Annotated in this window: 24 protein-coding genes; 20 read left to right on the forward strand and 4 right to left on the reverse strand. The window is 44.6% G+C overall.

Annotation, left to right across the window (positions count from 1 at the left end; translation table 11 throughout):
- Positions 1-45: 45 nt before the first annotated feature.
- The 19 genes from pyrH (at position 46) to NX845_RS07905 (ending at position 20,973) form a co-directional block, all read left to right on the forward strand.
- Complete coding sequence (pyrH, locus tag NX845_RS07815) at positions 46-777, forward strand: UMP kinase (protein WP_017072669.1); 732 nt, start codon at positions 46-48, stop codon at positions 775-777.
- Between the two features lie 98 nt (positions 778-875).
- Positions 876-1,433: a ribosome recycling factor gene (gene frr / locus NX845_RS07820; protein WP_004734349.1), complete on the forward strand. Its 558-nt coding sequence runs from the start codon at positions 876-878 to the stop codon at positions 1,431-1,433.
- Between the two features lie 98 nt (positions 1,434-1,531).
- Positions 1,532-2,284, forward strand: coding sequence for an isoprenyl transferase (locus tag NX845_RS07825; protein WP_029222668.1), 753 nt, complete (start codon positions 1,532-1,534; stop codon positions 2,282-2,284).
- A gap of 15 nt (positions 2,285-2,299) precedes the next feature.
- Entirely contained in the window at positions 2,300-3,142 is an 843-nt protein-coding gene (locus NX845_RS07830; protein WP_017084153.1) for a phosphatidate cytidylyltransferase, read from the forward strand.
- A gap of 51 nt (positions 3,143-3,193) precedes the next feature.
- Positions 3,194-4,402 carry a 1-deoxy-D-xylulose-5-phosphate reductoisomerase gene (gene ispC, locus NX845_RS07835; protein ID WP_017086231.1) on the forward strand — a complete coding sequence of 403 codons (1,209 nt, stop codon included), beginning with the start codon at positions 3,194-3,196 and terminating at the stop codon, positions 4,400-4,402.
- Complete coding sequence (gene rseP, locus NX845_RS07840; RefSeq protein WP_017079406.1) at positions 4,399-5,757, forward strand: sigma E protease regulator RseP; 1,359 nt, start codon at positions 4,399-4,401, stop codon at positions 5,755-5,757. The genes ispC and rseP overlap by 4 nt, the downstream gene beginning before the upstream one ends.
- A 48-nt stretch (positions 5,758-5,805) precedes the next feature.
- On the forward strand, positions 5,806-8,211 hold the full coding sequence (gene bamA, locus NX845_RS07845) for an outer membrane protein assembly factor BamA (RefSeq protein ID WP_017084150.1): 2,406 nt from the start codon (positions 5,806-5,808) through the stop codon (positions 8,209-8,211).
- Positions 8,212-8,238: 27 nt separating this feature from the next.
- A complete protein-coding gene (locus tag NX845_RS07850) occupies positions 8,239-8,739 on the forward strand; it encodes an OmpH family outer membrane protein (RefSeq protein WP_004734343.1) in 501 nt (166 codons plus the stop codon).
- Positions 8,740-8,743: 4 nt separating this feature from the next.
- A complete protein-coding gene (lpxD, locus tag NX845_RS07855; RefSeq protein WP_017079409.1) occupies positions 8,744-9,775 on the forward strand; it encodes a UDP-3-O-(3-hydroxymyristoyl)glucosamine N-acyltransferase in 1,032 nt (343 codons plus the stop codon).
- Between the two features lie 93 nt (positions 9,776-9,868).
- Positions 9,869-10,321, forward strand: a complete 453-nt coding sequence (gene fabZ / locus NX845_RS07860; RefSeq protein ID WP_004734341.1) for a 3-hydroxyacyl-ACP dehydratase FabZ — start codon at positions 9,869-9,871, stop codon at positions 10,319-10,321.
- A gap of 1 nt (position 10,322) precedes the next feature.
- On the forward strand, positions 10,323-11,111 hold the full coding sequence (gene lpxA / locus NX845_RS07865) for an acyl-ACP--UDP-N-acetylglucosamine O-acyltransferase (RefSeq protein WP_004734340.1): 789 nt from the start codon (positions 10,323-10,325) through the stop codon (positions 11,109-11,111).
- A 131-nt stretch (positions 11,112-11,242) separates the two neighbouring features.
- Complete coding sequence (lpxB, locus tag NX845_RS07870) at positions 11,243-12,439, forward strand: lipid-A-disaccharide synthase (RefSeq protein WP_004734339.1); 1,197 nt, start codon at positions 11,243-11,245, stop codon at positions 12,437-12,439.
- Positions 12,440-12,472: 33 nt separating this feature from the next.
- The gene (gene rnhB / locus NX845_RS07875) at positions 12,473-13,093 is read left to right on the forward strand and encodes a ribonuclease HII (RefSeq protein WP_102490549.1); all 621 of its coding nucleotides are present in this window, start codon (positions 12,473-12,475) and stop codon (positions 13,091-13,093) included.
- A 193-nt stretch (positions 13,094-13,286) separates the two neighbouring features.
- The gene (gene dnaE / locus NX845_RS07880) at positions 13,287-16,766 is read left to right on the forward strand and encodes a DNA polymerase III subunit alpha (protein WP_065681349.1); all 3,480 of its coding nucleotides are present in this window, start codon (positions 13,287-13,289) and stop codon (positions 16,764-16,766) included.
- A gap of 45 nt (positions 16,767-16,811) precedes the next feature.
- Positions 16,812-17,771, forward strand: a complete 960-nt coding sequence (gene accA / locus NX845_RS07885; protein WP_004734336.1) for an acetyl-CoA carboxylase carboxyl transferase subunit alpha — start codon at positions 16,812-16,814, stop codon at positions 17,769-17,771.
- 124 nt (positions 17,772-17,895) lie between these two features.
- The gene (tilS, locus tag NX845_RS07890) at positions 17,896-19,230 is read left to right on the forward strand and encodes a tRNA lysidine(34) synthetase TilS (protein ID WP_065681348.1); all 1,335 of its coding nucleotides are present in this window, start codon (positions 17,896-17,898) and stop codon (positions 19,228-19,230) included.
- Positions 19,231-19,288: 58 nt separating this feature from the next.
- Positions 19,289-19,600 carry a cytochrome c gene (locus NX845_RS07895; protein WP_029222103.1) on the forward strand — a complete coding sequence of 104 codons (312 nt, stop codon included), beginning with the start codon at positions 19,289-19,291 and terminating at the stop codon, positions 19,598-19,600.
- Between the two features lie 130 nt (positions 19,601-19,730).
- Positions 19,731-20,069 (forward strand): nitrogen regulatory protein P-II, encoded by a 339-nt coding sequence (gene glnB, locus NX845_RS07900; protein WP_004738609.1) that lies wholly within the window; start codon positions 19,731-19,733, stop codon positions 20,067-20,069.
- A gap of 61 nt (positions 20,070-20,130) precedes the next feature.
- Positions 20,131-20,973 carry an endonuclease/exonuclease/phosphatase family protein gene (locus tag NX845_RS07905; RefSeq protein WP_054541646.1) on the forward strand — a complete coding sequence of 281 codons (843 nt, stop codon included), beginning with the start codon at positions 20,131-20,133 and terminating at the stop codon, positions 20,971-20,973.
- A 192-nt stretch (positions 20,974-21,165) separates the two neighbouring features.
- Here NX845_RS07905 and NX845_RS07910 read toward each other — a convergent pair whose 3' ends face one another.
- The 3 genes from NX845_RS07910 to gloB all read right to left on the reverse strand — a co-directional run bounded on the left by NX845_RS07910 (position 21,166) and on the right by gloB (position 24,252).
- Positions 21,166-21,852 carry a YIP1 family protein gene (locus NX845_RS07910; RefSeq protein ID WP_004734331.1) on the reverse strand — a complete coding sequence of 229 codons (687 nt, stop codon included), beginning with the start codon at positions 21,850-21,852 and terminating at the stop codon, positions 21,166-21,168.
- Positions 21,849-23,423: a LysM peptidoglycan-binding domain-containing protein gene (locus tag NX845_RS07915; RefSeq protein WP_065681347.1), complete on the reverse strand. Its 1,575-nt coding sequence runs from the start codon at positions 23,421-23,423 to the stop codon at positions 21,849-21,851. Before NX845_RS07915 ends, NX845_RS07910 begins: the two co-directional genes overlap by 4 nt.
- Before the next feature lie 70 nt (positions 23,424-23,493).
- Positions 23,494-24,252: a hydroxyacylglutathione hydrolase gene (gene gloB / locus NX845_RS07920; RefSeq protein ID WP_004734329.1), complete on the reverse strand. Its 759-nt coding sequence runs from the start codon at positions 24,250-24,252 to the stop codon at positions 23,494-23,496.
- A gap of 53 nt (positions 24,253-24,305) precedes the next feature.
- On the opposite strand from gloB, the gene NX845_RS07925 reads away from it, so the two are divergent.
- Complete coding sequence (locus NX845_RS07925) at positions 24,306-25,088, forward strand: class I SAM-dependent methyltransferase (RefSeq protein ID WP_029222670.1); 783 nt, start codon at positions 24,306-24,308, stop codon at positions 25,086-25,088.
- 42 nt (positions 25,089-25,130) lie between these two features.
- Here NX845_RS07925 and rnhA read toward each other — a convergent pair whose 3' ends face one another.
- Complete coding sequence (rnhA, locus tag NX845_RS07930; RefSeq protein ID WP_004734327.1) at positions 25,131-25,595, reverse strand: ribonuclease HI; 465 nt, start codon at positions 25,593-25,595, stop codon at positions 25,131-25,133.
- Between the last annotated feature and the right edge of the window lie 7 nt (positions 25,596-25,602).

Genomic DNA, 25,602 nt, shown 5'->3' on the forward strand with positions numbered 1-25,602 from the left:
TTTATCCATGACTGTTAATCATCAACTCTTTGGAAGGTAAACTCCATGACTACGAACCCTAAACCGGCGTATCAACGTATTCTGTTAAAACTTAGCGGCGAAGCACTACAAGGCGAAGAAGGTTTTGGTATTGACGCGACGGTCCTTGATCGTATGGCTCAAGAAGTAAAAGAATTGGTTGAACTAGGTGTTCAAGTAGGCGTTGTTATCGGTGGCGGTAACCTTTTCCGTGGTGCAGGCCTTGCTGAAGCAGGTATGAACCGCGTTGTTGGTGACCACATGGGTATGCTAGCAACGGTAATGAACGGCCTTGCAATGCGTGACGCCCTGCACCGTGCTTACGTAAATGCACGTGTAATGTCAGCTATCCCTCTTAAAGGTGTGTGTGACGACTACAACTGGGCAGATGCAATCAGCCAACTACGTCAAGGTCGTGTTGTGATCTTCTCTGCTGGTACTGGTAACCCATTCTTCACTACAGATTCTGCTGCGTGTCTACGTGGTATCGAAATTGAAGCTGACGTAGTTCTAAAAGCGACAAAGGTAGATGGCGTATTTACTGCTGACCCAGTAGCAAACCCAGACGCAGAGCTGTATGATACGTTGTCTTACAACACTATTCTTGAAAAAGAACTTAAAGTGATGGATTTGGCTGCATTTACGCTAGCACGTGATCACAAAATGCCAATCCGTGTATTTAACATGAATAAACCAGGCGCATTACGTCGCGTGGTTATGGGTGAAACTGAAGGTACATTAATCAGCGACGCTGACTAATTTTTCGGGCTTACTGAGGTGTTATGCTTTGGTAAGCTTATCCTTATCACTCCAAATAAAAAGCTTTCTTGAAGAAAGAACATAATCAAGGTGAAATTGTGATTAACGAAATCAAAAAAGACGCTCAAGAGCGTATGGATAAAAGTGTAGATGCACTTAAAAATAGCCTGCAAAAGATTCGTACAGGCCGTGCTCACCCAAGCCTACTGTCTGGTCTTACTGTAGAGTACTACGGTGCACCAACGCCTTTGGCTCAAGTTGCTAACGTTATTGCAGAAGATGCACGTACACTAGCAATTACAGTGTTTGATAAAACACTGACTCCTTTAGTTGAAAAAGCAATCCTGACATCTGACCTAGGCCTAAACCCTATGTCTGCTGGCACGGTTATTCGTGTACCACTTCCAGCGTTAACGGAAGAGCGTCGTAAAGACCTAGTTAAAATCGTTCGTGGTGAAGCTGAAGGTGGCCGTGTTGCTATCCGTAACATCCGTCGTGACGCGAATGGCGATCTAAAAGCACTACTGAAAGACAAAGAAATCTCTGAAGATGAAGATCGTAGAGCACAAGACGAAATTCAAAAGCTAACTGACATTGCGGTTAAGAACGTAGATGAAGTTCTAGCAACTAAAGAAAAAGAGTTGATGGAAGTTTAATTTTCCATATTCTTTTCTTTCCGGAAAAACGCTGTACTCACGGTTCAGCGTTTTTTTATGCTACTCTGTTCGACTATTAGAATTTGATTCACTCTTTTATGCATAATTCTCAAGCGTTCACAGACTCTCTTCCTAAACACATTGCTATCATTATGGATGGTAATGGCCGCTGGGCAAAAGCTCAGGGCAAGCCTCGCGTCTTTGGTCATAAAAACGGTGTTCAAGCCGTTCGTAAAACCATCTCTTCATCTGCCAGACTTGGCATTAAGGCCGTTACACTTTTTGCGTTTAGTAGCGAAAACTGGCGTCGTCCTGAAGAAGAAGTCGGTATCTTGATGGAACTGTTTATTTCAGTGCTGTCGAGTGAAGTAAAAAAACTTCATAAAAATAATCTACAATTGCGTGTTATTGGTGATAAAAGTCGTTTCAATGATCGACTCCAAAAGAAGATAGAAGAAGCAGAAGCTTTGACTAGCACCAATACGGGTATGGTTATTAATATTGCTGCTAACTATGGCGGCAAGTGGGATATCCAGCAGGCAATGACCTCAATTGCTCAACAGGTAAAGTCTGGCGATATTAATGTAGATGACATTGATGAAGCTATGATTACACAGCACCTGACTATGGCAGATATTCCTGAAGTTGACCTACTTATCCGCACCAGTGGCGAGTGCCGCATTAGTAACTTTATGCTTTGGCAATTGGCTTACGCCGAAATGTATTTCACTGAACAATTCTGGCCAGACTTTAATGAAGACAGCTTAGTAGAAGCTGTGACTTGGTTTGTAAACCGCGAGCGTCGTTTTGGATGCACTGGTGAGCAAATTAAAGCTCTGATGGACAGTTAATAAGGATTTTTTGGTTTGAAACAACGAATTATTACGGCGTTGATTTTAGCTCCCCTAGTTATTCTAGGTATTTTCGAGTTATCACTTCCCACGTTTATTCTTTCACTAGCAGTAATCTCGCTATTGGGCTTTTGGGAGTGGACTCAGTTTGTTGAAAGCAAATCGCGTTATTTAGCGCTGATTCCAACGGTTGTAGTCAGTGCTGCAAGTTTTGCTTTTATCCCTTTTGATGCATTTAGCCTTAATCATTTATCTAGCGCTCACTACACCATTCTAACGATTGGCTCTATTTGGTGGGTAATAGCGAGTGGTATGGCGGTGACTTACCCTAAGTCTATGCCCGCATGGAAAGATTCTTCTCTCCTTCGTCACGCATTTGGCGTGCTGACTCTGCTGCCATTTTTTTGGAGTGTGGTTATTCTGCGCGCTAACGGTATCGATGTTGATCCTTACCACGGTGCAAAATTGGTGATGTTTGTTTGTTTGCTCGTTTGGGCAGCTGACAGCGGTGCTTATTTTTCAGGAAAGAGTTTTGGTAAGCGTAAAATGGCACCAGCGGTAAGCCCTAATAAGACGATTGAAGGTCTTATTGGTGGCATTATTACAGCAGTGATCATAGCTTGGATTTTTGCTGACTTATTTGATATCCAATTCACAAGTCCTCTTCACATGATTGTAATTACCCTTGTGACTGTCGTTATCTCTGTTCTTGGTGACCTTGTTGAAAGCATGTTTAAGCGTGTTTCAGGGGTGAAAGACAGCAGTAATCTGATTCCTGGTCATGGTGGTATACTTGATAGAATAGATAGCTTAACGGCTGCATTCCCTGTCTTTGCTTTGCTTTATTTAGCATTCTAATAATAAAGGGCAGTGATTCTGCCCTTTATTTCATTTCTACGGTCATATGTGATGCGAAATCTAACTATCCTTGGCGCTACCGGCTCAATTGGTGCAAGTACACTAAAAGTCGTTGAACAAAACCCAGATCTCTATTCGGTCGTGGCACTGGCTGCCGGGTCGAATGTCGAAAAGATGTTGGCGTTAGTTGAAAAGTGGCAACCAAGCTATATTGCTATGGCTTGCCCTGATGCAGCATCTCAGCTGACTGAAATACTGTCCGCTAATTACCCTAACGTTACAGTACTTTCAGGCCCAGAAGGCATGTGTCAGGTTGCTTCTCTAGAGGAAGTGGACACGGTAATGGCTGCGATTGTGGGAGCGGCAGGTTTACTTCCTACGATGGCTGCGGTTAAGGCTGGTAAGCGTATTTTGCTTGCTAATAAAGAAGCCTTGGTGATGTCAGGGCAGTTGTTTATAGACGCCGTGGAAAAGTACGGTGCTGAACTACTTCCTGTAGACAGTGAGCATAATGCTATCTTCCAATGCCTACCGCAAAATGTACAAACCCATCTAGGTCGTTGTAATCTGGAAGAGAACGGTATCAACCATATTCTCTTGACGGGTTCTGGCGGTCCTTTCCGCTATACGGATGTTGCTGAGTTAGATTCGGTAACACCAGCTCGCGCTATTGCACACCCTAACTGGTCTATGGGCCCTAAGATCTCTGTTGACTCTGCGACCATGATGAATAAAGGTCTTGAGTATATTGAAGCTAAGTGGCTATTTAATGCTTCTCAAGAACAGTTAAAAGTCATTATTCATCCTCAGTCTGTGATTCATTCTATGGTCCAGTACAAGGATGGCTCGGTGCTTGCTCAAATGGGCGAACCCGATATGGCGACGCCAATCGCTTTAACGATGTCTTATCCTGAGCGTACAGAAGCCGGCGTTAAGCCTCTGGATTTCACCAAAGTGGGCGAGCTTACTTTTCTAGAACCCGATTTTAGCCGTTACCCATGTTTAAGATTAGCAATTGAAGCGTGCTACCTAGGGCAGCATGCAACAACAGCAATTAATGCTGCCAATGAAATTGCAGTCGATGCCTTTTTGAACAATCGGGTTAAGTTTACCGATATTGCTGTCATTAACGAGCATGTTATGAGCAAAGTATGTGAACAATATAGCTCTGAGGGTTTAGATAGCTTGGAAAGCCTTCTTGAGCTAGATAATATGTCTCGTCAAATAGCCATTCAATTTATTAAAGAGCAGCTAGCATGAGTGGAATTCTGTGGAACTTCGCATCTTTTATTGTAGCGCTTGGTATCCTGGTTGCTGTTCATGAGTTTGGACACTTCTGGGTTGCTCGTCGTTGTGGTGTGAAAGTAGAAAAATTCTCGATTGGTTTTGGTAAATCAATCTGGAGCAAGATCGGCCGTGATGGTACTGAATACAGCTTGTCAGTGATTCCGCTGGGCGGCTACGTTAAGATGCTCGATGGGCGTGTTGACGACCTTTCTGAAGAAGAGCAGCAATACGCTTTTGACAAGAAGCCATTGTGGAAACGCACGGCGATAGTCGGTGCAGGCCCAGCATTTAACTTTATCTTTGCGGTGTTTGCGTATTGGCTGGTATTTTTGATTGGCGTGCCTGCGGTTAAACCGGTGATCGGTGAGGTCACCCCGCAATCTATTGTTGCACAAGCCGGAATTGAAACTGGAATGGAACTTAAATCTATTTCAGGAATCAAAACCGCAGATTGGGAATCAGTCAATATGGGTTTGATATCACATATTGGTGACCAATCCATGACAGTAACGGTTTCTTCTCAAGACGATATTGGCTTTGAGCAACAGATGACATTGGATATTTCAGACTGGTCGTTCAACCCAGAAACTGAGTCTGCAATGACAACGCTTGGTTTTAGACCGTACTCTCCAGAGATATCAACAGTGCTTGCTCAAGTTATTGATGATGGCGCTGCATACTCTGCGGGGCTAGAAGCTGGTGACAAAATTGTTGAAATTAATGGGCAGCCAATTGAACAGTGGCAGTCGGTTGTTGAGTTGATTCGCTCGAACCCGATGAAATCCATGAACCTTATTGTACTGCGTAATGGTTTTGAACAGTCGTTGTCTATGACGCCAAAAAGTCGAGAGCTTTCTGATGGTTCAATAATCGGCTATGCGGGTATTGCTCCAGAAGTCGCAGAATGGCCAGAAGATTATCGCTTTGAGTTACAATTTGGTGTAATTGAGTCTGTAGGAAAAGCATTTGATAAAACAGGTCAAATCATTAGTTTGACGCTGACAATGCTCAAGAAGCTCATCGTTGGCGATGTCGGCTTAAACAACTTGAGTGGCCCGATTTCAATTGCTAAAGGCGCAGGTACAACCGCCGATTACGGTTTGGTTTACTTCTTAGGCTTTTTGGCTCTGATTAGTGTCAATTTGGGTATTATTAATTTGGTTCCGCTGCCTATGCTTGATGGCGGACATTTGCTCTTTTTCGCTATTGAGGCCATTACTCGTAAACCTGTCCCTGAAAAAATTCAGGAAATGGGATACAGAGTAGGAGGTGCAATCCTCTTCTCTTTGATGGCTCTGGCAATATTTAATGATTTTACTCGTCTGTGAATGGTTTCTCACAGGCATTGGTAGTAGCAAGGAATAATTAGAATAAGTATGGCGATTAAGCAAATTCTGTTCGCAAGTCTATTGGCCACTAGTGTGGCTGCGAACGGAGCACAAAACTTTGTAGTTCAAGATATCAAGATCGAAGGTTTACAGCGTGTTGCACTTGGTGCAGCTCTACTGAAAATGCCAGTGCGTATTGGCGATGAAGTGGATGAAGGCGATGTATCTGAGATCATTCGTGCACTGTATGCTTCAGGTAACTTTGAGGATGTTAAGGTCCTTCGCGATGAAGGTGTTTTAGTTGTTCAAGTAAAAGAACGACCGACCATCGCAAGCATTTCATTTTCAGGGAACAAAGCGATCAAAGAAGAGCAACTTCAGCAGAACCTAGATGCATCTGGTGTTCGTGAAGGTGAAGCCCTTGACCGCACAACGCTGAGTAACATCGAGAAAGGCCTTGAAGATTTTTACTACAGTGTTGGTAAGTACAACGCGACAGTAAAAGCGGTTGTGACACCTTTGCCACGTAACCGTTCTGACCTTAAGTTTGTATTTACTGAAGGCGTATCCGCTAAGATTCAGCAAATCAACTTTATTGGTAATGAAGTCTTCTCTGATGCTGAGCTACTGAGCCGTTTCAACCTGAATGTTGATGTTGCATGGTGGAATTTCCTTGCGGATGAAAAATACCAGAAGCAAGTATTAGCGGGTGATATCGAAGCGTTGAAATCGTACTACCTTGACCGTGGTTACCTTAAATTTAAGGTGGATTCTACACAAGTAGCGATCTCTCCAGATAAGAAAGGCGTTTACATCACGCTTGGTATTGATGAAGGCGAAGCCTACACCGTTAAAGATGTCGCGTTTCGCGGTGAGCTGATTGGCCGTGAGGCTGATTTTGAAGCATTAGTTCCATTTGAAGACGGCGATACGTACAACGGCTCTTCTGTTACATCACTAGAAGAGGGCGTAAAGCGTATTCTTGGTGAGTCTGGTTATGCGTACCCACAAGTACGTACTATTCCTGAATTTGACGATGAGACCAAAGAAGTATCATTGGTGATTAATGTAGAAGCAGGCAGCCGTATCTACGTTCGTGATATTCGATTTACGGGTAATAACTCGACCAAAGATGAAGTACTACGTCGTGAAATGCGTCAAATGGAAGGCAGCTGGCTTAACTCTAAGTCAATTGACACCGGTAAGAGCCGCCTTAACCGTTTAGGTTTCTTTGAAACGGTTGATGTACAAACAGTGCGTGTTCCTGGCAGTGAAGACCAAGTTGACTTGGTTTACAACGTTAAGGAAGCGAACTCAGGCAGTATCAACTTTGGTGTTGGTTACGGTACCGAATCAGGTGTCAGCTTCCAAGTTGGTTTGCAACAAGATAACTTTGCGGGTTCAGGTAACCGTGTTGGCGTAAGTGCCATGATGAACGATTACCAAAAGAACGTGAGCTTAGACTACCGTGACCCATACTGGAACCTTGATGGTGTGAGCTTAGGCGGTAAGATCTTCTACAACGAATTCGAAGCCTCTGAAGCGGGTATTGTCGACTATACCAACCAAAGTTACGGTACCAGCCTGACATGGGGCTTCCCTATGGATGAGCTGAATCGTATCGAATTTGGTGTTGGCTATACGCACAACAAGATCGGTAACGTTCCGACTTATATCCAAGTGGAACAGTTCGCGAGAAGTATTAACCAATATGGTGACGAAAACATCTTAACCGATGACTTCGATATCAATATCTCTTGGACTCGTAACAACCTTAACCGTGGTTTCTTCCCAACCGAGGGTAACCACCAACGTGCTTTCGCTAAAATGACTGTACCAGGCTCTGACGCTAAGTACTTCAAAGCTCAGTACGATGTAAAACATTACATCCCGCTGACCAAAAAGCATGAGTTCACACTTTTGATGCGTGGCCGATTAGGCTATGGTAATGGTTACGGTCAAACGGATGGTAATGATAACTTGTTCCCATTCTACGAGAACTACTACGCAGGTGGCTTTACAACGTTGCGTGGCTTTGGCTCTAACTCAGCGGGTCCAAAAGCCGTTTACGGGAGCAGTACGGGTAACAACCCAACGTACAGCTCTGCAACCGATGATTCGGTTGGTGGTAATGCGGTTGCCTTGGCAAGTTTAGAGTTAATTGTACCTACGCCGTTTGCTTCTGATGAAGCACGTAGCCAGATTCGAACCAGTGTCTTCTTTGACATGGCAAGTGTATGGGATACCGAGTTCGTAGACCGTGGTGCACCTAACAGTGGCAGCCAGTATTACTACGATTACTCTGATCCAACAAATTACCGTTCATCTTATGGTGCAGCCCTTCAATGGATGTCGCCGATGGGCCCATTGGTTTTCTCTCTAGCGAAACCCGTTAAAATTTACGAAGGTGATGATGAAGAATTCTTCACATTTACCATTGGTAGAACTTTCTAATATTTAAAGGACAATATTTTGAAAAATATGATTAAAGCAGCAGGTTTAGGCCTTGTAGTTCTTAGCTCTTCTTTCTTTGCAACAGCTGCTGAAGCTGCGCAAAAAGTGGGTTATGTAAACACTGCACAAGTATTCCAGGCTCTACCTCAGCGCGAAGTTGTTCTTCAAAAAATGCAGGAAGAGTTCAAAGATAAAGCTGCTGAGCTGCAGAGCATTCAAGCAGAAGCAAAAACTAAGATTGAAAAGCTTAAGCGTGATGGTGAACTACTAGGTCCTGACGAAGTTGAGAAGCTTCGTATCGAAGTCGGTCAACTAGACAGTAAGTACAAAATCAAAGCTCAAGCACTAGAAAAAGCAAGCCAACGTCGTGAAGCACAAGAGAAGCAGAAGCTATTCAAAGTGATTCAAGATGCTGTAACTAAAGTTGCAGAGAAAGAAGGCTACGACATGATTGTTGATATTCAAGCTCTGCAGTACGGCAAGCCGGAATACAACATCTCTGAGCAAGTAATTAAATCACTGAAATAAGTTTATGAAGAACCTGACTTTAGCCGAATTGGCAACGATTACCGGGGGAGAGCTACACGGAGACGGTACGGTTACCGTTTCAGCAGTTGCTCCTATGGATAAAGCGCAAGAAGGAAACATTACGTTCCTTTCGAACGTGAAGTACAGCAAGCACCTTGGTGACTGTAAAGCATCCGCTATTATGGTTAAAGAGAGTGAGCGCGAACTGTGTAAGACCAACGTGATTGTGGTCAGCGACCCTTACGTTGCTTTTGCTAAAGTTGCTCAAGCGCTTGATACTACTCCTGCACCCGCAGCGGCTATCGCTGATTCTGCTTCAATTTCAAGCGATGCAACCATTGGACAAAATGTGTCTATCGGTGCGAACGCTGTGATTGAGTCTGGTGTGGTACTTGGTGATGATGTGATCATCGGAGCTGGTTGTTTTATTGGTAAAAATGCAAATATTGGCACAGGCACTAAGCTATGGGCTAATGTAAGTGTTTACCATGAAGTCGTGATTGGTGACGCGTGTTTGATTCAATCAAGCACTGTCATTGGCTCTGATGGCTTTGGTTATGCGAACGAGAAAGGTGAGTGGGTTAAGATTCCACAAGTCGGTTCAGTTCGCATTGGTAACCGTGTAGAAATTGGCGCGTGTACAACCATCGACCGTGGCGCATTAGATGACACAATCATTGAAGATAACGTTATCTTAGATAACCAGCTTCAAATTGCTCACAATGTTCACATCGGATATGGTTCTGCTATTGCCGGTGGTACTATTATCGCAGGCAGCACGACGATAGGTAAGTACTGTATTATTGGTGGCGGTTGTGTGATTAATGGTCATATTGAAATCGTTGGCGGCGTTACAATCACCGGTATGGGGATGGTAATGCGCAGTATCACTGAGAAAGGCATGTACTCTTCGGGTATTCCTTTACAGCCAAACAAAGATTGGCGTAAAACAGCAACGCGTGTACATCGTATTGATGAAATGAACAAGCGTTTGAAAACCGTTGAAAAACTTATCGAGAAGAGCGCGGAATCATAATTCCAGCATTTCTAATAAAAGGCTCGCGTACAGCGAGTCTTTTTCGTTTATAATCCTTCTAATTAAATAAAGAATATACATAGGAATACGACTTTGACTACTGAACAGACAACGATGAACATTACTGAAATTCAGGAACTATTACCTCATCGCTACCCATTCTTAATGGTTGATCGTGTGACTAGCTTTGAAAAAGAAAAAACACTGACTGCGATTAAGAATGTCTCTGTTAACGAACCTCAGTTCACAGGCCACTTCCCTCAACTGCCTGTATTCCCAGGCGTGTTGATCTTAGAAGCAATGGCGCAAGCAACAGGTCTTCTAGCATTTAAATCATTTGGTGCCCCTTCTGGTAACGAGCTTTACTACTTTGCAAGTGTAGATAAAGCTAAATTCCGCAAGCCAGTAGTGCCAGGTGACCAACTGATTATCGAAGTTGAATTCTTAAAAGAGCGTCGTGGTATTGCATCGTTTAACGGCGTTGCTAAAGTTGACGGCGTAGTTGTATGTTCAGCTGAACTTAAATGTGCTCGTAGAGAGTTTTAATATGATTCATGAAACAGCGAAAATTCACCCGGCAGCAGTAATCGAAGGTGATGTAACTATCGGTGCTAACGTGACGGTTGGGCCTTTCACTTACATTGCTGGTAACGTGACAATTGGTGACGACACTGAAGTGATGTCGCATGTGGTGATCAAAGGTCACACAACCATTGGTAAAGAAAACCGCATCTTCCCACACGCTGTTATCGGTGAAGAGAACCAAGATAAGAAGTACGGTGGCGAAGAGACAACAGTTGTGATCGGTGATCGCAACGTGATTCGTGAGGCGGTTCAAATCCACCGTGGTACAACTCAAGACAAAGCAACCACAGTGATCGGTGATGACAACTTACTTTGTGTTAATGCTCATGTAGCACACGATGTTATTGTTGGTAACCACACTCATATTGGTAACAACGCTATTCTTGGCGGTCACGTAACAGTGGGTGACTACGCTGGTGTAATGGCGCTATCTGCGATTCACCCGTTCTGTTCAATAGGTGCTTACGCCTACATTGGCGGCTGTTCTGCTGTTGTTCAAGATGTACTGCCGTACGTGCTTGCACAGGGTAACCATGCGGCTCCATTTGGTCTTAACCTAGTGGGCCTGAAGCGTAACGGATTTGAGAAACCAGAAATTCGTGCACTACAGAAAGCGTACAAAGAGTTATACCGTTCAGGTAAAACACTTGAAGAAGCGAAAGCGGCTTTAGTTGAAATGGCGAAAGAGTTTACTTCGGTTACTCCTATGCTAGAAATGCTAGAGAACTCTGAGCGCGGTATTATTCGTTAATACTTGATATGATTGTTTACCAATCAGCGCAAGTACGACAATAATGACTTAATCAGATTGGTATAACAAAAAGACCGCTACTCTCATTGGGCGGTCTTTTTTGTTTTAGGCAACAAGGGAATTGGAAAACTATGGCACAGCAAGAAGCAGCAACCAATAGCTCGGACTTTGTTTCGAATGAACCTCTACGCGTAGGTATCGTCGTCGGAGAACTCTCGGGTGACACGCTTGGCGAGGGTTTTATTAAAGCGGTCAAATCACAATATCCGAATGCTGAATTCGTGGGTATTGGCGGACCAAAAATGAAAGCGCTTGGTTGTGAGTCTCTTTTCGAAATGGAAGAGCTTGCCGTGATGGGGCTTGTAGAAGTGCTTGGTCGTTTACCTCGTTTGTTAAAAGTGAAAGCGGAACTGGTTAAGTATTTCACTCAAAACCCGCCAGATGTCTTCGTTGGTATCGATGCGCCAGACTTCAACCTAAGACTTGAATTGGATCTTAAGAACGCGGGTATTAAGACCGTTCATTATGTCAGCCCTTCAGTATGGGCATGGCGTCCAAAGCGTATCTTTAAAATCGACAAAGCAACCGACTTGGTACTGGCTTTCTTGCCGTTCGAAAAGGCATTCTACGATAAATATAATGTTGCTTGTGAATTTGTTGGCCATACATTGGCAGACACCATTCCACTAGAACCGAATAAAAAAGAAGCTCGCGAGCTTTTAGGTTTAGATCAAGATAAGCCTTGGTTAGCCGTATTACCGGGTAGTCGCGGTGGTGAGATGAGTTTGATTGCTCAACCCTTTATTGAGACTTGCCAGCGTATTAAGCAAAAATACCCTGATATCAACTTTGTTGTTGCGCTCGTTAATGAGCAACGTAAAAAGCAGTTCACTGAAATTTGGCAATCGACGGCACCTGAACTTGAATTTACATTGGTAGAAGATACCGCCACCAACGTGATCACCGCTGCTGATTCTGTTCTGTTAGCTTCGGGTACTGTTGCTCTCGAATGCATGTTGTTGAAACGCCCAATGGTCGTTGGCTACAAAGTAAATAAACTGACGGGTTATATTGTTAAGAAATTATCGATTACTGAGTTCGTATCGTTGCCGAACATTTTGGCTGGCGAAGAGATTGTGAAAGAGCATATTCTTGAAGAGTGTCACCCAGACTTCTTGTTTCCGTCTGTCGATAAGATGCTATCCGCTGATAACAGTGCATTAATCGAACGCTTTACCGAGATGCATCATTGGATTCGTAAAGACGCGGATAAACAAGCCGCTAATGCGGTATTGAAATTGATAGATCGACCATGTGTTGAGTCATAAAGTGCTTGTTTACAGAACATTAAGAGAAGAATTATGGCAGTAAAAGAGAAAAAAGAGCTTCCTCCTTTTGAGTATCCTCAAGGCTACCAGTTATTTTCTGGTGTTGATGAGGTAGGGCGCGGGCCGTTAGTTGGCGATGTTGTTACTGCTGCGGTTATCCTCGATCCTAATAATCCAATCGAAGGTTTGAACGACTCAAAGAAACTGTCTGAGAAGAAGCGTCTGGCTCTGTTTCCTGAAATCAAAGAGAAAGCCTTGGCTTGGTCGGTTGGCCGTTGTTCTCCGCAAGAAATTGATGAGTGGAATATTCTGCAAGCGACCATGGTTGCTATGCAGCGAGCTATCGCAGGGCTAAGCGTTCAACCTGATATGGCACTAATCGATGGAAACCGCGTTCCTGAACTGCCGATGGATGGTCTTGCGATTGTAAAAGGGGACTTGCGAGTTGCTGAAATCAGTGCGGCATCTATCATCGCTAAAGTTGTTCGTGACCAAGAGATGGAAGAACTTGATAAACTTCATCCAGAGTTTGGTTTTGCTCAACATAAAGGTTATCCGACCAAAGCGCATTTCGAAGCGATTGAAAAACATGGTGTAACCGAGCATTACCGCAAAAGCTTTAAGCCAGTAAAGCGCATTTTAGGTCTCGATTAAAACTCGTCGGCTAAGGCTGTATATTGATTAGGGCTTAGTATTGGTTAGAGCTTTATAATAATTAGATCTTTATATTGCTTAGACTCATGTTGACCGGAGCAAGGCATCGAATAAAGTTGCTTATTTGCGGTAGAAAAAAATAGAATACACACAGTTGTAATCCTAGGCCTAAACCTAGAACTCAGGAAAAATAATGTCAGATCCAAAATTTGTTCACCTACGCGTACACAGTGATTTTTCGATGGTGGATGGCCTATCTAAGGTGCCACCATTAGTTAAGAAAGTCGCTGAAATGGGTATGCCCGCTCTAGCATTGACCGACTTTACTAACCTATGTGGCTTGGTGAAATTTTACGGTACTGCCCATGGGTGTGGGGTTAAGCCAATTATTGGTGCTGACTTCTTGATGCAGTCTCAGGATTTTGGCGATGAATTGACCAAACTCACTGTTATTGCAACGAATAATAAAGGTTACAACAACCTAACATTATTGATTTCAAAAGCTTACCTTCGTGGTCATGTACAACATCAGCCTGTTATTGATAAAGAGTGGCTGATTGAACATGCCGAAGGCCTGATTCTTCTATCGGGAGCAAAAGAGGGTGAGATTGGTAAGGCGTTGCTGAAAGGCAATCGAGAGTTGGTTGCAAGCAGCGTTGAGTTTTACAAAACACATTTCGCAGACCGTTTTTATCTGGAGCTCATTCGTACTGGGCGCCCGGATGAAGAGTCTTATCTGCACTTTGCGCTAGAGCTTGCTGAACAAGAAGACCTGCCTGTTGTCGCGACCAACGAAGTGGTTTTCATTTCTGAAGACTTATTTGACGCCCATGAAATTCGTGTGGCGATTCACGACGGTTTTACAATGGTTGATCCACGTCGACCGAAAAACTACAGCTCACAACAATACTTGCGTAGTGAAGAAGAGATGTGTGAGTTGTTCTCTGATATCCCTGAAGCACTGGAAAACAGTGTCGAGATTGCTAAGCGTTGTAACGTAACAGTTCGACTGGGCGAATACTTCTTACCTAACTTCCCAACGGAAGGTTTAGCGATTGAAGACTTCCTGATCAAAAAATCAGAAGAAGGCCTTGAGCGTCGTTTAGCGTTTCTATTCCCTGATGAGAAAGTTCGAACTGAACGCAGACCTGAATACGATGAGCGACTTAAGATTGAACTTGAAGTTGTCAACAACATGGGGTTCCCGGGTTACTTCTTGATCGTAATGGAGTTCATCCAGTGGTCAAAAGATAACGACGTACCAGTAGGCCCAGGCCGTGGTTCTGGTGCCGGTTCTTTGGTGGCTTACGCATTGGATATCACCGATCTTGATCCACTTGAATATGACTTGCTGTTCGAACGTTTCTTGAACCCAGAACGTGTATCTATGCCCGATTTCGATATCGACTTCTGCATGGATAAACGCGACCAAGTTATTGATCACGTAGCCGAGATGTACGGTCGTGATGCCGTTTCTCAGATCATCACCTTTGGTACTATGGCGGCAAAAGCGGTAATTCGTGACGTTGGCCGTGTATTGGGCCACCCGTTTGGTTTCGTTGACCGTATTTCTAAGCTGGTTCCGCCAGATCCGGGCATGACGCTAGAGAAGGCCTTCCTTGCTGAGCCAGCATTGCCAGAACTCTACGACGGTGATGAAGAAGTACGCGAACTGATTGATAAGTGTCGTATTCTTGAGGGGTGTACGCGAAATGCCGGTAAGCACGCGGGTGGTGTTGTTATCTCACCCACCACGATTACCGACTTTGCACCTATTTATGCCGATGCAGAAGGTAACTTCCCAGTAACGCAATTCGATAAGAATGACGTTGAAACCGCCGGTTTGGTTAAATTCGACTTCTTGGGTCTACGTACCCTGACTATCATCGATTGGGCGTTAGGCCTCGTAAACCCACGCTTGAAGAAAGAGGGTAAAGAGCCGGTTCGTATTGAATCGATTCCTCTAGATGACCAAGCGTCATTTAACCTATTACAAAATTCTGAAACGACGGCGGTATTCCAACTGGAATCACGCGGTATGAAAGATCTGATCAAGCGTCTACAACCCGACTCTTTTGAAGATATCATCGCATTGGTAGCTTTGTTCCGTCCGGGCCCTCTGCAATCAGGCATGGTAGATAACTTTATCGACCGTAAACACGGCCGAGAAGCTGTATCTTATCCTGATGAAACGTGGCAACACGAATCGTTAAAAGAAACACTAGAACCGACTTACGGCATCATCCTGTATCAAGAACAGGTAATGCAAATCGCTCAGATCCTTGCGGGTTATACGCTTGGTGGAGCCGATATGTTGCGTCGTGCGATGGGTAAGAAAAAGCCTGAAGAGATGGCAAAACAGCGCGGTACCTTTAAAGAAGGTGCTGAAGCCAATGGTGTTGATGGCGAACTGTCCATGAAGATCTTTGACTTGGTAGAGAAGTTTGCGGGCTACGGCTTTAACAAATCTCACTCGGCTGCATACGCACTGGTTTCTTATCAAACGCTGTGGCTGAAAACCCACTACCCAGCGGAGTTTATGGCAGCGGTAATGACCGCAGATATGGATAACACCGAAAAGGTTATTGGCCTTGTCGATGAGTGTTTCCGTATGAAGCTCAAGCTCCTTCCACCCGATATCAACTCGGGTCTATACCGCTTTAATGTCGATGAAGACGGCGCGATTGTTTATGGCATTGGTGCGATTAAAGGGGTGGGTGAAGGCCCTATCGAAGCCATCATTGAAGCGCGAAATAAAGGCGGTTACTTTAAAGATTTATTCGACTTCTGTGCACGTCTTGATCTGAAGAAGGTCAACAAACGTGTTATTGAAAAGTTGATTCTATCCGGCGCGTTAGATAGATTAGGTCCTCACCGAGCGGCGATGATGGCATCATTGAAAGATGCGGTTAAGGCGGCAAGCCAACATCACCACGCTGAGTCTTTTGGTCAATCGGATATGTTTGGCGTGTTGACTGACGCTCCGGAAGAGGTTGAACACAAGTATACCCAAGTACCTAAATGGCCTGAAAAAGTTTGGCTTGAAGGTGAACGTGAAACGCTGGGCTTGTATTTAACAGGTCACCCGGTTAATGCTTACATTAAAGAGTTAGCCAAATACACTAGCTGTCGTTTGAAAGACGCTACGCCAACTCGTCGTGATCAGTCTTTAACGATTGCAGGTTTGGTCATTGCTGCTAGGGTAATGACCACGAAGCGCGGAACTCGAATTGGTTTGATGACCCTCGACGACCGATCGGGACGAATGGAAGTAATGTTGTTCTCGGATGCACTTGATCGTTACGCTGAATTGCTCGAAAAAGATAAAATAGTGGTCGTTTCTGGACAGGTCAGCTTTGATGATTTCAATGGTGGGCTTAAAATGTCCGCGCGCGAGGTCATGGACTTAGGAAGCGCCCGTGAGAAATATGCTCGTGGGGTGTCGATATCTATCGACCAATCCCAAATTAATGGTCAATTTTTTGAACGCTTTAGTCAAATCTTAGAACCTTATAGAGCCGGAACGGTCCCAGTCAATGTATACTACCAGCGTGCCGACGCTAGAGCGCGGTTAACATTGGGCACAGAATGGCGTGTGACGCCAAGTGATACATTACTAGACGAATTAAAACAGCTGCTTGGAAATAGCCAAGTAGAACTCGAATTTAACTAAAATTTAGCTCCATGATTGTGGAGCTGAATCAACAAGGATTCATAGATGAGCCTGAACTTTCTAGAATTTGAAAAGCCTATCGCTGAACTTGAAGCAAAAATCGAAGCGCTACGTGACGTTTCACGTCACGGTGGTGACACAGCGGTAGATCTAGACAAAGAAATTGAACAACTAGAGAAAAAAAGCTTAGAGCTTAAACAGAAAATCTTTAGTGACCTAGGTGCATGGCAAGTAGCTCAACTTGCTCGTCACCCGCAACGTCCGTACACCAAAGATTACCTGGAGCATGCCTTCACAGAATTTGAAGAGATGGCGGGCGATCGCGCTTTCGCTGACGACAAAGCAATTGTGGGTGGTATGGCTCGTCTAAATGGTCGTCCTGTTATGGTTATTGGTCACCAGAAAGGTCGTGAGACTAAAGAAAAAGTGATTCGTAACTTTGGTATGCCAAAGCCAGAAGGCTACCGTAAGGCACTTCGCCTAATGGAAACGGCAGAGCGTTTCAACATGCCAATCATTACTTTCATCGACACCGCAGGTGCATACCCAGGTGTTGGTGCTGAAGAACGTGGTCAATCTGAAGCTATCGCAAAGAACCTTAAAGTTATGGCTGGACTATCTGTGCCAGTTATCTGTAACGTTGTGGGTGAAGGCGGTTCAGGTGGTGCACTGGCGATTGGTGTTGGTGACTACGTGAACATGCTTCAGTACTCTACGTACTCAGTAATATCTCCAGAAGGTTGTGCTTCAATCTTGTGGCGTGATTCAGATAAAGCACCACAAGCTGCTGAAGCGATGGGCCTAGTTGCTCCTCGTCTGAAAGATCTTGAGCTTATCGATGAAATCATTCCTGAGCCTCTAGGTGGCGCGCACCGCGATCCAGTACAAACGGCTCAGAACATGAAAGACATGCTAGTTAAACAGCTAGAAGAGCTAGAGCAGTTTGATAACGAAGCACTACTTGAGCGTCGTTACCAACGCCTAATGAGCTACGGTTACTGCTGATAAGCGTGCCTTGAAATGAGGCAGCTTCAAGTAACAAGATGATGAAAGGGTTGGACTCAGTGCCAACCCTTTTTTATTATTAAAATATTCTCCCTTCAAACCTACTCTTATGGTTCACTCGCTCATGACTCACTTAATCGAAACCTTCACATCTGTACTTCATCAAAGCGCACTCAAGCCTAGTCGATTGATCGTGGCTTTCAGTGGCGGTGTTGATTCTCGAGTCTTATTGGAGTTAGCAGCACAGTACGCACAAACTTATGACATTGAGTGCTGCGCGGTGCACGTTCACCACGGTTTAAGCCAGAATGCTGATCACTGGGCAGAGCAGTGCCAGACATGGTGTGATGCTTTGTCAGTTTCGTTAGCTGTAGAGCGAGTCTCTTTGGATATCAACAGTGGTGAAAGCGTTGAAAAGCTGGCTAGAGATGCTCGATACCAAGCTTTTCAGCAGCACACCAGACAGGGCGATGTGCTTGTTACAGGTCAGCACATTGACGATCAACTTGAGACATTCTTGTTAGCGTTGAAGCGGGGAAGTGGTCCGAAAGGACTCTCTTCAATGGCGAAAGTGATGTCGTTTGGCGAAGCGTTTATCGTTCGACCTCTACTTTCAGTGACTCGATCAGACATTGAAGCGTCGGCGCACGACATGGGTTTAACTTGGGTGGAAGATGAGAGTAATCAGGATCTGCGTTTTGACCGTAACTTTATTCGCCATCAAGTAACGCCAACGCTGACTGAGCGATGGCCTAGTTTCCGAGAGTCGGTCAGTCGTAGTGCTCAGCTATGTGCAGAGCAAGAGTTGCTGCTCGATGAGTTGCTTGAATCACACTTTCAGCAAGCTTTAGGGGATAGCAAAAACTTAAGCATTGAGACGTTATCTCAACACTCAGACTTGTTACGAGCACGCCTGCTAAGAATGTGGCTGAGTCATTGCAATCAACCGATGCCGAGTCAAAAGCAGCTCAAGCTTATTTGGGATGAAGTCGCATGCGCTCAGGCGGACGCCAACCCTAAGCTGGTGTTGAATGATGCCGAAGTTCGACGCTTTAATCATCAGCTCTATTTGGTGAGAGAGACTAAAGACCTATCCGACTGGCAAAGCCATCTTTCAATGGGAGAGAGTGTGACGCTACCCGATGGCTTAGGGGAGCTACGCTTAAATTCAGCACTGAGTGATGACGCATCGAACAACCGTGATGTGCAAAGCTTTAGTTTGTCGGATACAAACGCAACACTAAGAGTGATCTTTAGCCCTGAGGGATTGTCTGCACATCCTGTTGGGCGCGGTCATAGCAGGAAGCTCAAGAAGTTGTTTCAAGAGTACCAAGTACCCAGTTGGTTAAGACGCAGAACGCCGATATTAATGGATGGCGATCGAGTGATCGCTGTTTTAGGCTTATTCGTAGATAAAAACTACGAAGGTCAAGATTGTGAAGCGCTTTGGAGCAAGTAGAAAAAGTTTGTGTCACAATTCACCGTCACTTTAATAAAAATAATTAATGGAATATGCAATGAAGAAAATTACACTAGGATTAGTTCTCGGACTTGGACTATTGAGTGGTAACGCTCTGGCGGGTGATGTTGCTGCGGGCCAAGCTAAAGCAGCAATCTGTGCGGCTTGTCATGGCGCCGATGGTATCGCTATGATCCCAGGTTACCCAAACCTGAAAGGACAAAACGAGCAGTACATCGTTTCATCGATCAACGCTTACAAAACAAAACAGCGTAATGGTGGCTTGGCCGCTGTGATGCAGGCTCAAGCTTCTATGCTGAGTGATGAAGATATCGCGAATCTAGCCGCTTACTACGCAAGCCTTAAGTAAAACCTTCTCAAAGCGCTGATTAAACAAGATGATAAATTTCGAGCCAGAGCTTTAAAGCTCTGGCTTTTTTCATTGAATGTTTACTATAGCTAACCGATAATGAGCTATTCGCACAGTTTAAGGGATGAACATGAAAAAGATTGAAGCCATTATCAAGCCATTCAAACTTGATGATGTACGTGAAGCACTTGCAGAAGTGGGTATTACGGGTATGACAGTATCTGAAGTTAAAGGCTTTGGACGCCAGAAAGGTCATACTGAGCTATATCGCGGCGCAGAGTACATGGTCGACTTTTTACCTAAAGTGAAATTGGAAATCGTTGTGACCGACGAAGTGGCTGACCAGTGTGTTGATACCATTATCGAAACGGCTCAAACCGGTAAAATCGGCGACGGTAAGATCTTCATTACTGACGTTGAACGTGTGGTACGTATTCGTACTGGCGAAGAAGACGAAGACGCCGTATAAAAAAACTATTACCCTAAAAGGAGCGTTTATCGCTCCTTTTTCATTTCTGGTAGGGTGCTGTATGTTTAAGAAAACCATCATTGTTATCGCCGCATTGATAACGCTTGCTGTCGTTAGTTTTCACTTTATCTTCGTGATCCCGAATAAACCCAACCTGATCACTTCCTCTCAAAGTACCAGTAACGACATCTACAGTTGTTACCAAAACTCTGCACCGAAAGCGATTGATGTGTCTGATGGTTTAGACATTACGGTGTGGAATATCTACAAGCAAAACCGAAATAATTGGCAGAGTGAGTTAAATAAGCTGTCGGCAGGTAGCGATTTAGTCTTGCTGCAAGAAGCGAGTATGACAGTAGAGCTTCGCCAATGGGTAACGAGCGGCCAGTGGGGAAGCACTCGTGTGAATGCGTTTGAAGCCTTTGAACAAAGTGCTGGCGTACTTAACTTAGCGACGCATTTACCGATCGAAGCTTGTGCGTATACTCATGAAGAACCTTGGCTTCAATTGCCTAAATCGGCGCTTTGGTCTCGTTACCAACTTAGTAACGGCGAACAACTGGCGGTTATTAATATCCATGCTGTGAACTTTACCTTTGGTACGGAAGATTACGAGGCTCAGCTCAAGAGCTTAACTGACAATCTGCAACAGTATCGTGGGCCTGTTATTTTTGCTGGGGATTTTAATAGCTGGAGTGAGGCTCGCTTTGCGGTATTGAAAGGCGCGTTGGAACAGGTCGGTTTGACGGAGGTTGCCTTTGAACCGGATAACCGAACTCAGTTTATGACAGGATTGGTGCTCGACCATGTGTTCTATCGAGGGCTAGAGGTAGAAAATGCAAAAGCGCCTATTACGGACGCTTCTGATCATAACCCTATGCGAGTGACCTTTAAGGCTAAATAGTTATTAGTCATTGGATCTTAACCATTCACCATTCACACTGTAGTTACTGTAGTTACTGTAGTTACTGTAGTTACTGTAGTTACTGTAGTTACTGTAGTTACTGTAGTTACTGTAGTTACTGTAGTTACTGTAGTTACTGTAGTTACTGTAGGTAATAAGCTAGAGAGTTTTCGCTAGCCTTACCTCTTCAACTTAAAAGATTAAAATGTAGAGCGCCCAGATTAGGTAGTAGCCAACCCATGGTAAGCCTGAAATCACAAGCGCTTGCCCACGTTCAAACTCAGTCCACGTTAATACGGCTGCATAACCCAACACGATATACCATGGTAATAACAGTGGTAAAGAGCTGGCAAACTGCGACCAATCATTGGTCAGTGGTAACTTGATTAAGCCGTTTAAGCTGTTCAAGTCAGCAGCGTAGCTCATCACTTGTCCATGCTTGAGTATCAGGCTTGCGTAGCTTGCTACATCACCTAAAACAGCCGGGAATATCACAACCGATGCCGCTGCAAACCATCGCCAAAAGCTATGTTGATGCTGGCTTGGTTTGGTTGCTAGATTAAACCAGAATGCCAACAGAATGATGGTTAACGTACGGCCAAACACATCGCTGATGATTTCACTCGCGAGTAAGGTATTACTGTCAAGTAACGCCAATTGGTCAGGGTTCGTTTGAGCCAGTTGTTGTGACAATTCTGCACTTAACCATGCAAAATCTACATTCGAAAAATAAGCACCCCAGAATAAAAACGGGCTGAGCATTAATACGACGTAGGGTTGCCACCCCCAAGCACTTCGCTGATAAAGCGCTAAGAAACAAGCTGTTGGTGAACGGAATATATCCAACAGCATGACGAGTGGGTTGCTTGACGGGTTCATACACTTACCTTAGTTACATCAACATACAGCTTCAGTTTTTGTCCTGGCTGTAGGTATTTCTTGTTCTGCAAAGCGTTCCATTTTACAACATCTGCGCTTTTTACTTTGAACTTTGATGCAATACCGCTGACTGTGTCACCTGATCTTACGTTATAAAAGACAGTTCGGATGATGGCACCGTCGGAACTATTCTTCCAAATGACCAGTTCTTGACCAATTCGAAGCGTGTCGCGTGGCCCCATACCATTCCACTTAGCCAGTGATTGGTGAGATACCTTATTTGCGCGTGCAATCGTCCATAGGCTGTCACCACTTTTTACGGTATGACTAAGCTTATATTGACCACGACTCTTCGACTGTGTGCTTGCTAGGCGATTTGAAGCGCTTAGTGCGTATGTCTTGTCGTCTTTGGTGGATGTTGGGATAAGTAAGTGCTGTCCAATACGAATATTGTTGTTGCTCAAACCGTTTGCAGAGCGGATCACTTTGCTGGTGGTGTTATATTTACTTGCTAGCACGCTAATGCTGTCACCAGACTGAACTTTGTAACGCACCAACTTCATGCCTTTGCCTTTATTGGCCGCCACTTCTTTGTTGAACTTTTCAACAGAGCCTAGGGGAAGCAATAATTGCTGATGCTTTTCAGGTGCCGTCGCCCATTGGTTATAAGCGGGGTTGTAGCCTTGCAGTTCTTTGACTGGAATACCTGCGTAGCTTGCAGCAATCGCTAAATCAAGCTGTTCGTTTGGGTTAACCAGGGCCAGTACTGGCTTATTTGGAATCGCAGGGATATCGATGCCATACTTTTCTTGGTTGGCAATCACATCAGCTAGAGCAAGCAGTTTAGGTACGTAGCTGCTGGTCTCTCTTGGTAAGTCCAAAGAGAAGAAGTCGATTGGCTTACCCAGCTTCTTGTTCTTGCGGATAGCACTGTTTACACGACCGCCACCACTATTATAGGCAGCAATGGCATGGTTCCAATCGCCATCGAAACGTCGGTTAAGGTCTGAGAGGAAATCCAATGCGGCGTCAGTAGAGGCAGCCACATCACGACGACCGTCGTACCAGAAGTTCTGTTCAAGCCCGTAGTCTTTGCCTGTGCCAGAAATGAATTGCCATAGACCTGCTGCGCTGCCATGAGAGTAGGCAAACGCATCGAAAGAACTTTCTACAACGGGTAATAGTGCCAATTCTAGTGGTAAGCCTTTTTCTTCAATCTTAGTTGTGATCAGATAAAGGAAAGGTTCAGCACGTTGTGAGACGGTTTTTAGATGACTAGGGTGCTTTAAATACCAAGTTCGGTAGTAATCAACCTTCTTTTGGTCGGGTACTTCCATTTCAAGTTGCATCGCAATACGTTTCCAAACATCTTCTTGTGTTTGTGGAGTAACGACAGGTGCTTCAACTTTTTGATCTTCTTTGGCTGTTGCTTCTGATGAAGCGTTCGCTTGAGAAACTTCTTTAGTAGGAGATGTGTTGGTTTGCTCGGAAGCTTGGTCTGGATTCTCTGACTGAGTTAATTGGCAACCAGAAAGTAGTAATACCAAAGCCCAGCTGTACTTAACTCGCATGTTACAGCCTTTTTAATTAACGGCCGGTGATAATACTTGCCACCCCCTATGAGTGACAAGTCTGTATTTGTTAAAATTCGTTCTTCCACGCACGTAAAGCGGTAAATACCGATAAAGGATCGGTCTGCTCAGTACGATTAGATACTGATTTCACTACACTTGGCTCGGTATAGCGCAAGAAAGGGTTCACAAACTTCTCTTGTCTCAAATTTGTGGGGATGGTCGACTTATTCTGAGCTCGCAGTCGGTTCACTTGGTCGCGATATTGCTGCAAATGTTGGTTGTCAGGCTCAACCGCTAATGCGAAAGCGATGTTCGCGGCGGTGTATTCATGAGCACAGTAAACCTCGGTTTCTTGAGGAAGTGCTGTGATCTTGTTCAGTGCATCAAACATTTGCTGTGGCGTGCCTTCCATGATTCGACCGCAGCCTGCTGAAAACAGCACATCGCCACAAAATAGTTTGGCATCGCCCACATAACCAATGTGACCAGCTGTGTGGCCACTGAGCCCGAGTACTAAAAAGACTTCACCAAACAATTCTAATTGGTCACCATCATCAACGGGGTGAGTTAAGGTCGGGATCGGTTCATTCCTTGGGCCCACAACATCTATGCTTGGAAATTGTCTGACTAGTTCTGGAACGCCACCAATGTGATCATGGTGGTGGTGTGTAATCAAGATTGCATCTAAAGTTAGCTCATGATGTGCTAAGTACTCTAATACTGGAGCCGCATCACCAGGGTCGACGACAGCACAACGACGATCGCTATTTTGAATCAGCCAGATGTAATTGTCGTTAAATGCAGGTATGCTTTTGATATGTAACATTATTGATTCTCCAGTCACTTTTAGTGAGACAGAATAAGTGAGACAGGTTATTGATGAAGCCAGCACGTAGCAGAAAGAAGTTTGAGCGTCCTTACACTTGGGCACAATTGCACAATGGGGACTGGTTGAGAGAATCTATTCAAACTCGACTCGATGAGTGGTGCCCAAAGCTATTTGGTTACCATATGCTCAAGCTTGGCGGTCTCAGTAGTGAGATTTCTAGCTGCACATGCAACATTCAACATCAAGTAAACCTAGATATCCAGAACCCATTACATAATGTGATAGCGGATGTCTATAATTTACCCTTTTTGGAGAAAAGCTTTGATGTTGTGGTGCTGAGTCATCAGTTAGATTATAGCAATGACCCGCATCGATTATTGAGAGAAGTCGACCGAGTGATGATGGACGATGGTTATATCATCATTACTGGCTTCAATCCGTTTAGTATTACCGGACTCGCAAGTTTACTGCCTTGGCGAAAGAACAGCTTGCCTTGGAGTGGACGTATGTACACGCCAAACCGAATTAAAGACTGGTTAGGTGTATTGAACTACGAAGTGATTCATTGCGATACCTATGCACTATTTCCGATGAGTAAGTATCAGGCGATGTGGACGTGGTTGGAGAATAGTTTAGGCGGCTGTGCTTCCTTTGCTGGCAGCCAATACTTTATTGTTGCTCGTAAACGAACTTACCCACTTAAGCCTATCAAGCCACATTGGCACCTTAAGCGACGTTTCTCTCCGGTTGGAGCAAGCTTTAGGACCAATAGCCGTCGCACGCAGCATTCAAACAAGGCTTCATATCCGCTAAAAACAGAAAAAGCCGACTAGTCGTTGGCTTTTCATCTATTAATTAGGCTAAGAAATTATCAATTAGCTTGGTTGATAGCCAGTATCTTCTTGAGTCGGATTCTCCGCTGCATTTCGCGCTAAATCATCACACATTTCATTTTCTCGGTGCCCAGCGTGTCCTTTAACCCAGCGCCAATCAACACTATGACGAGCAGTTTCTTTATCGAGCCTTTGCCACAGGTCTGCGTTTTTAACCGGTTTCTTGTCGGCGGTTTTCCAGTCACGCTTTTTCCAGTTGTGGATCCACTGTGTGATGCCTTGGCGAACGTATTGGCTATCCGTGGTCAGAATCACAGAGCAAGGTTCCTTGAGTGCTTGGAGAGCGATGACAGCTGCGAGCATTTCCATACGGTTGTTGGTCGTTAGTGTAAAGCCTTCTGCTAGTGTCTTTTCTACTTTTTTATAGCGAAGTACGATGCCATAGCCACCAGGACCTGGGTTGCCTAAACAAGAACCGTCAGTGAAAATTTCAACTTGTTTCGTCATGATTTGA

The sequence above is a fragment of the Vibrio sp. NC2 genome (assembly GCF_025195005.1).
Lineage (GTDB): Bacteria > Pseudomonadota > Gammaproteobacteria > Enterobacterales > Vibrionaceae > Vibrio > Vibrio splendidus.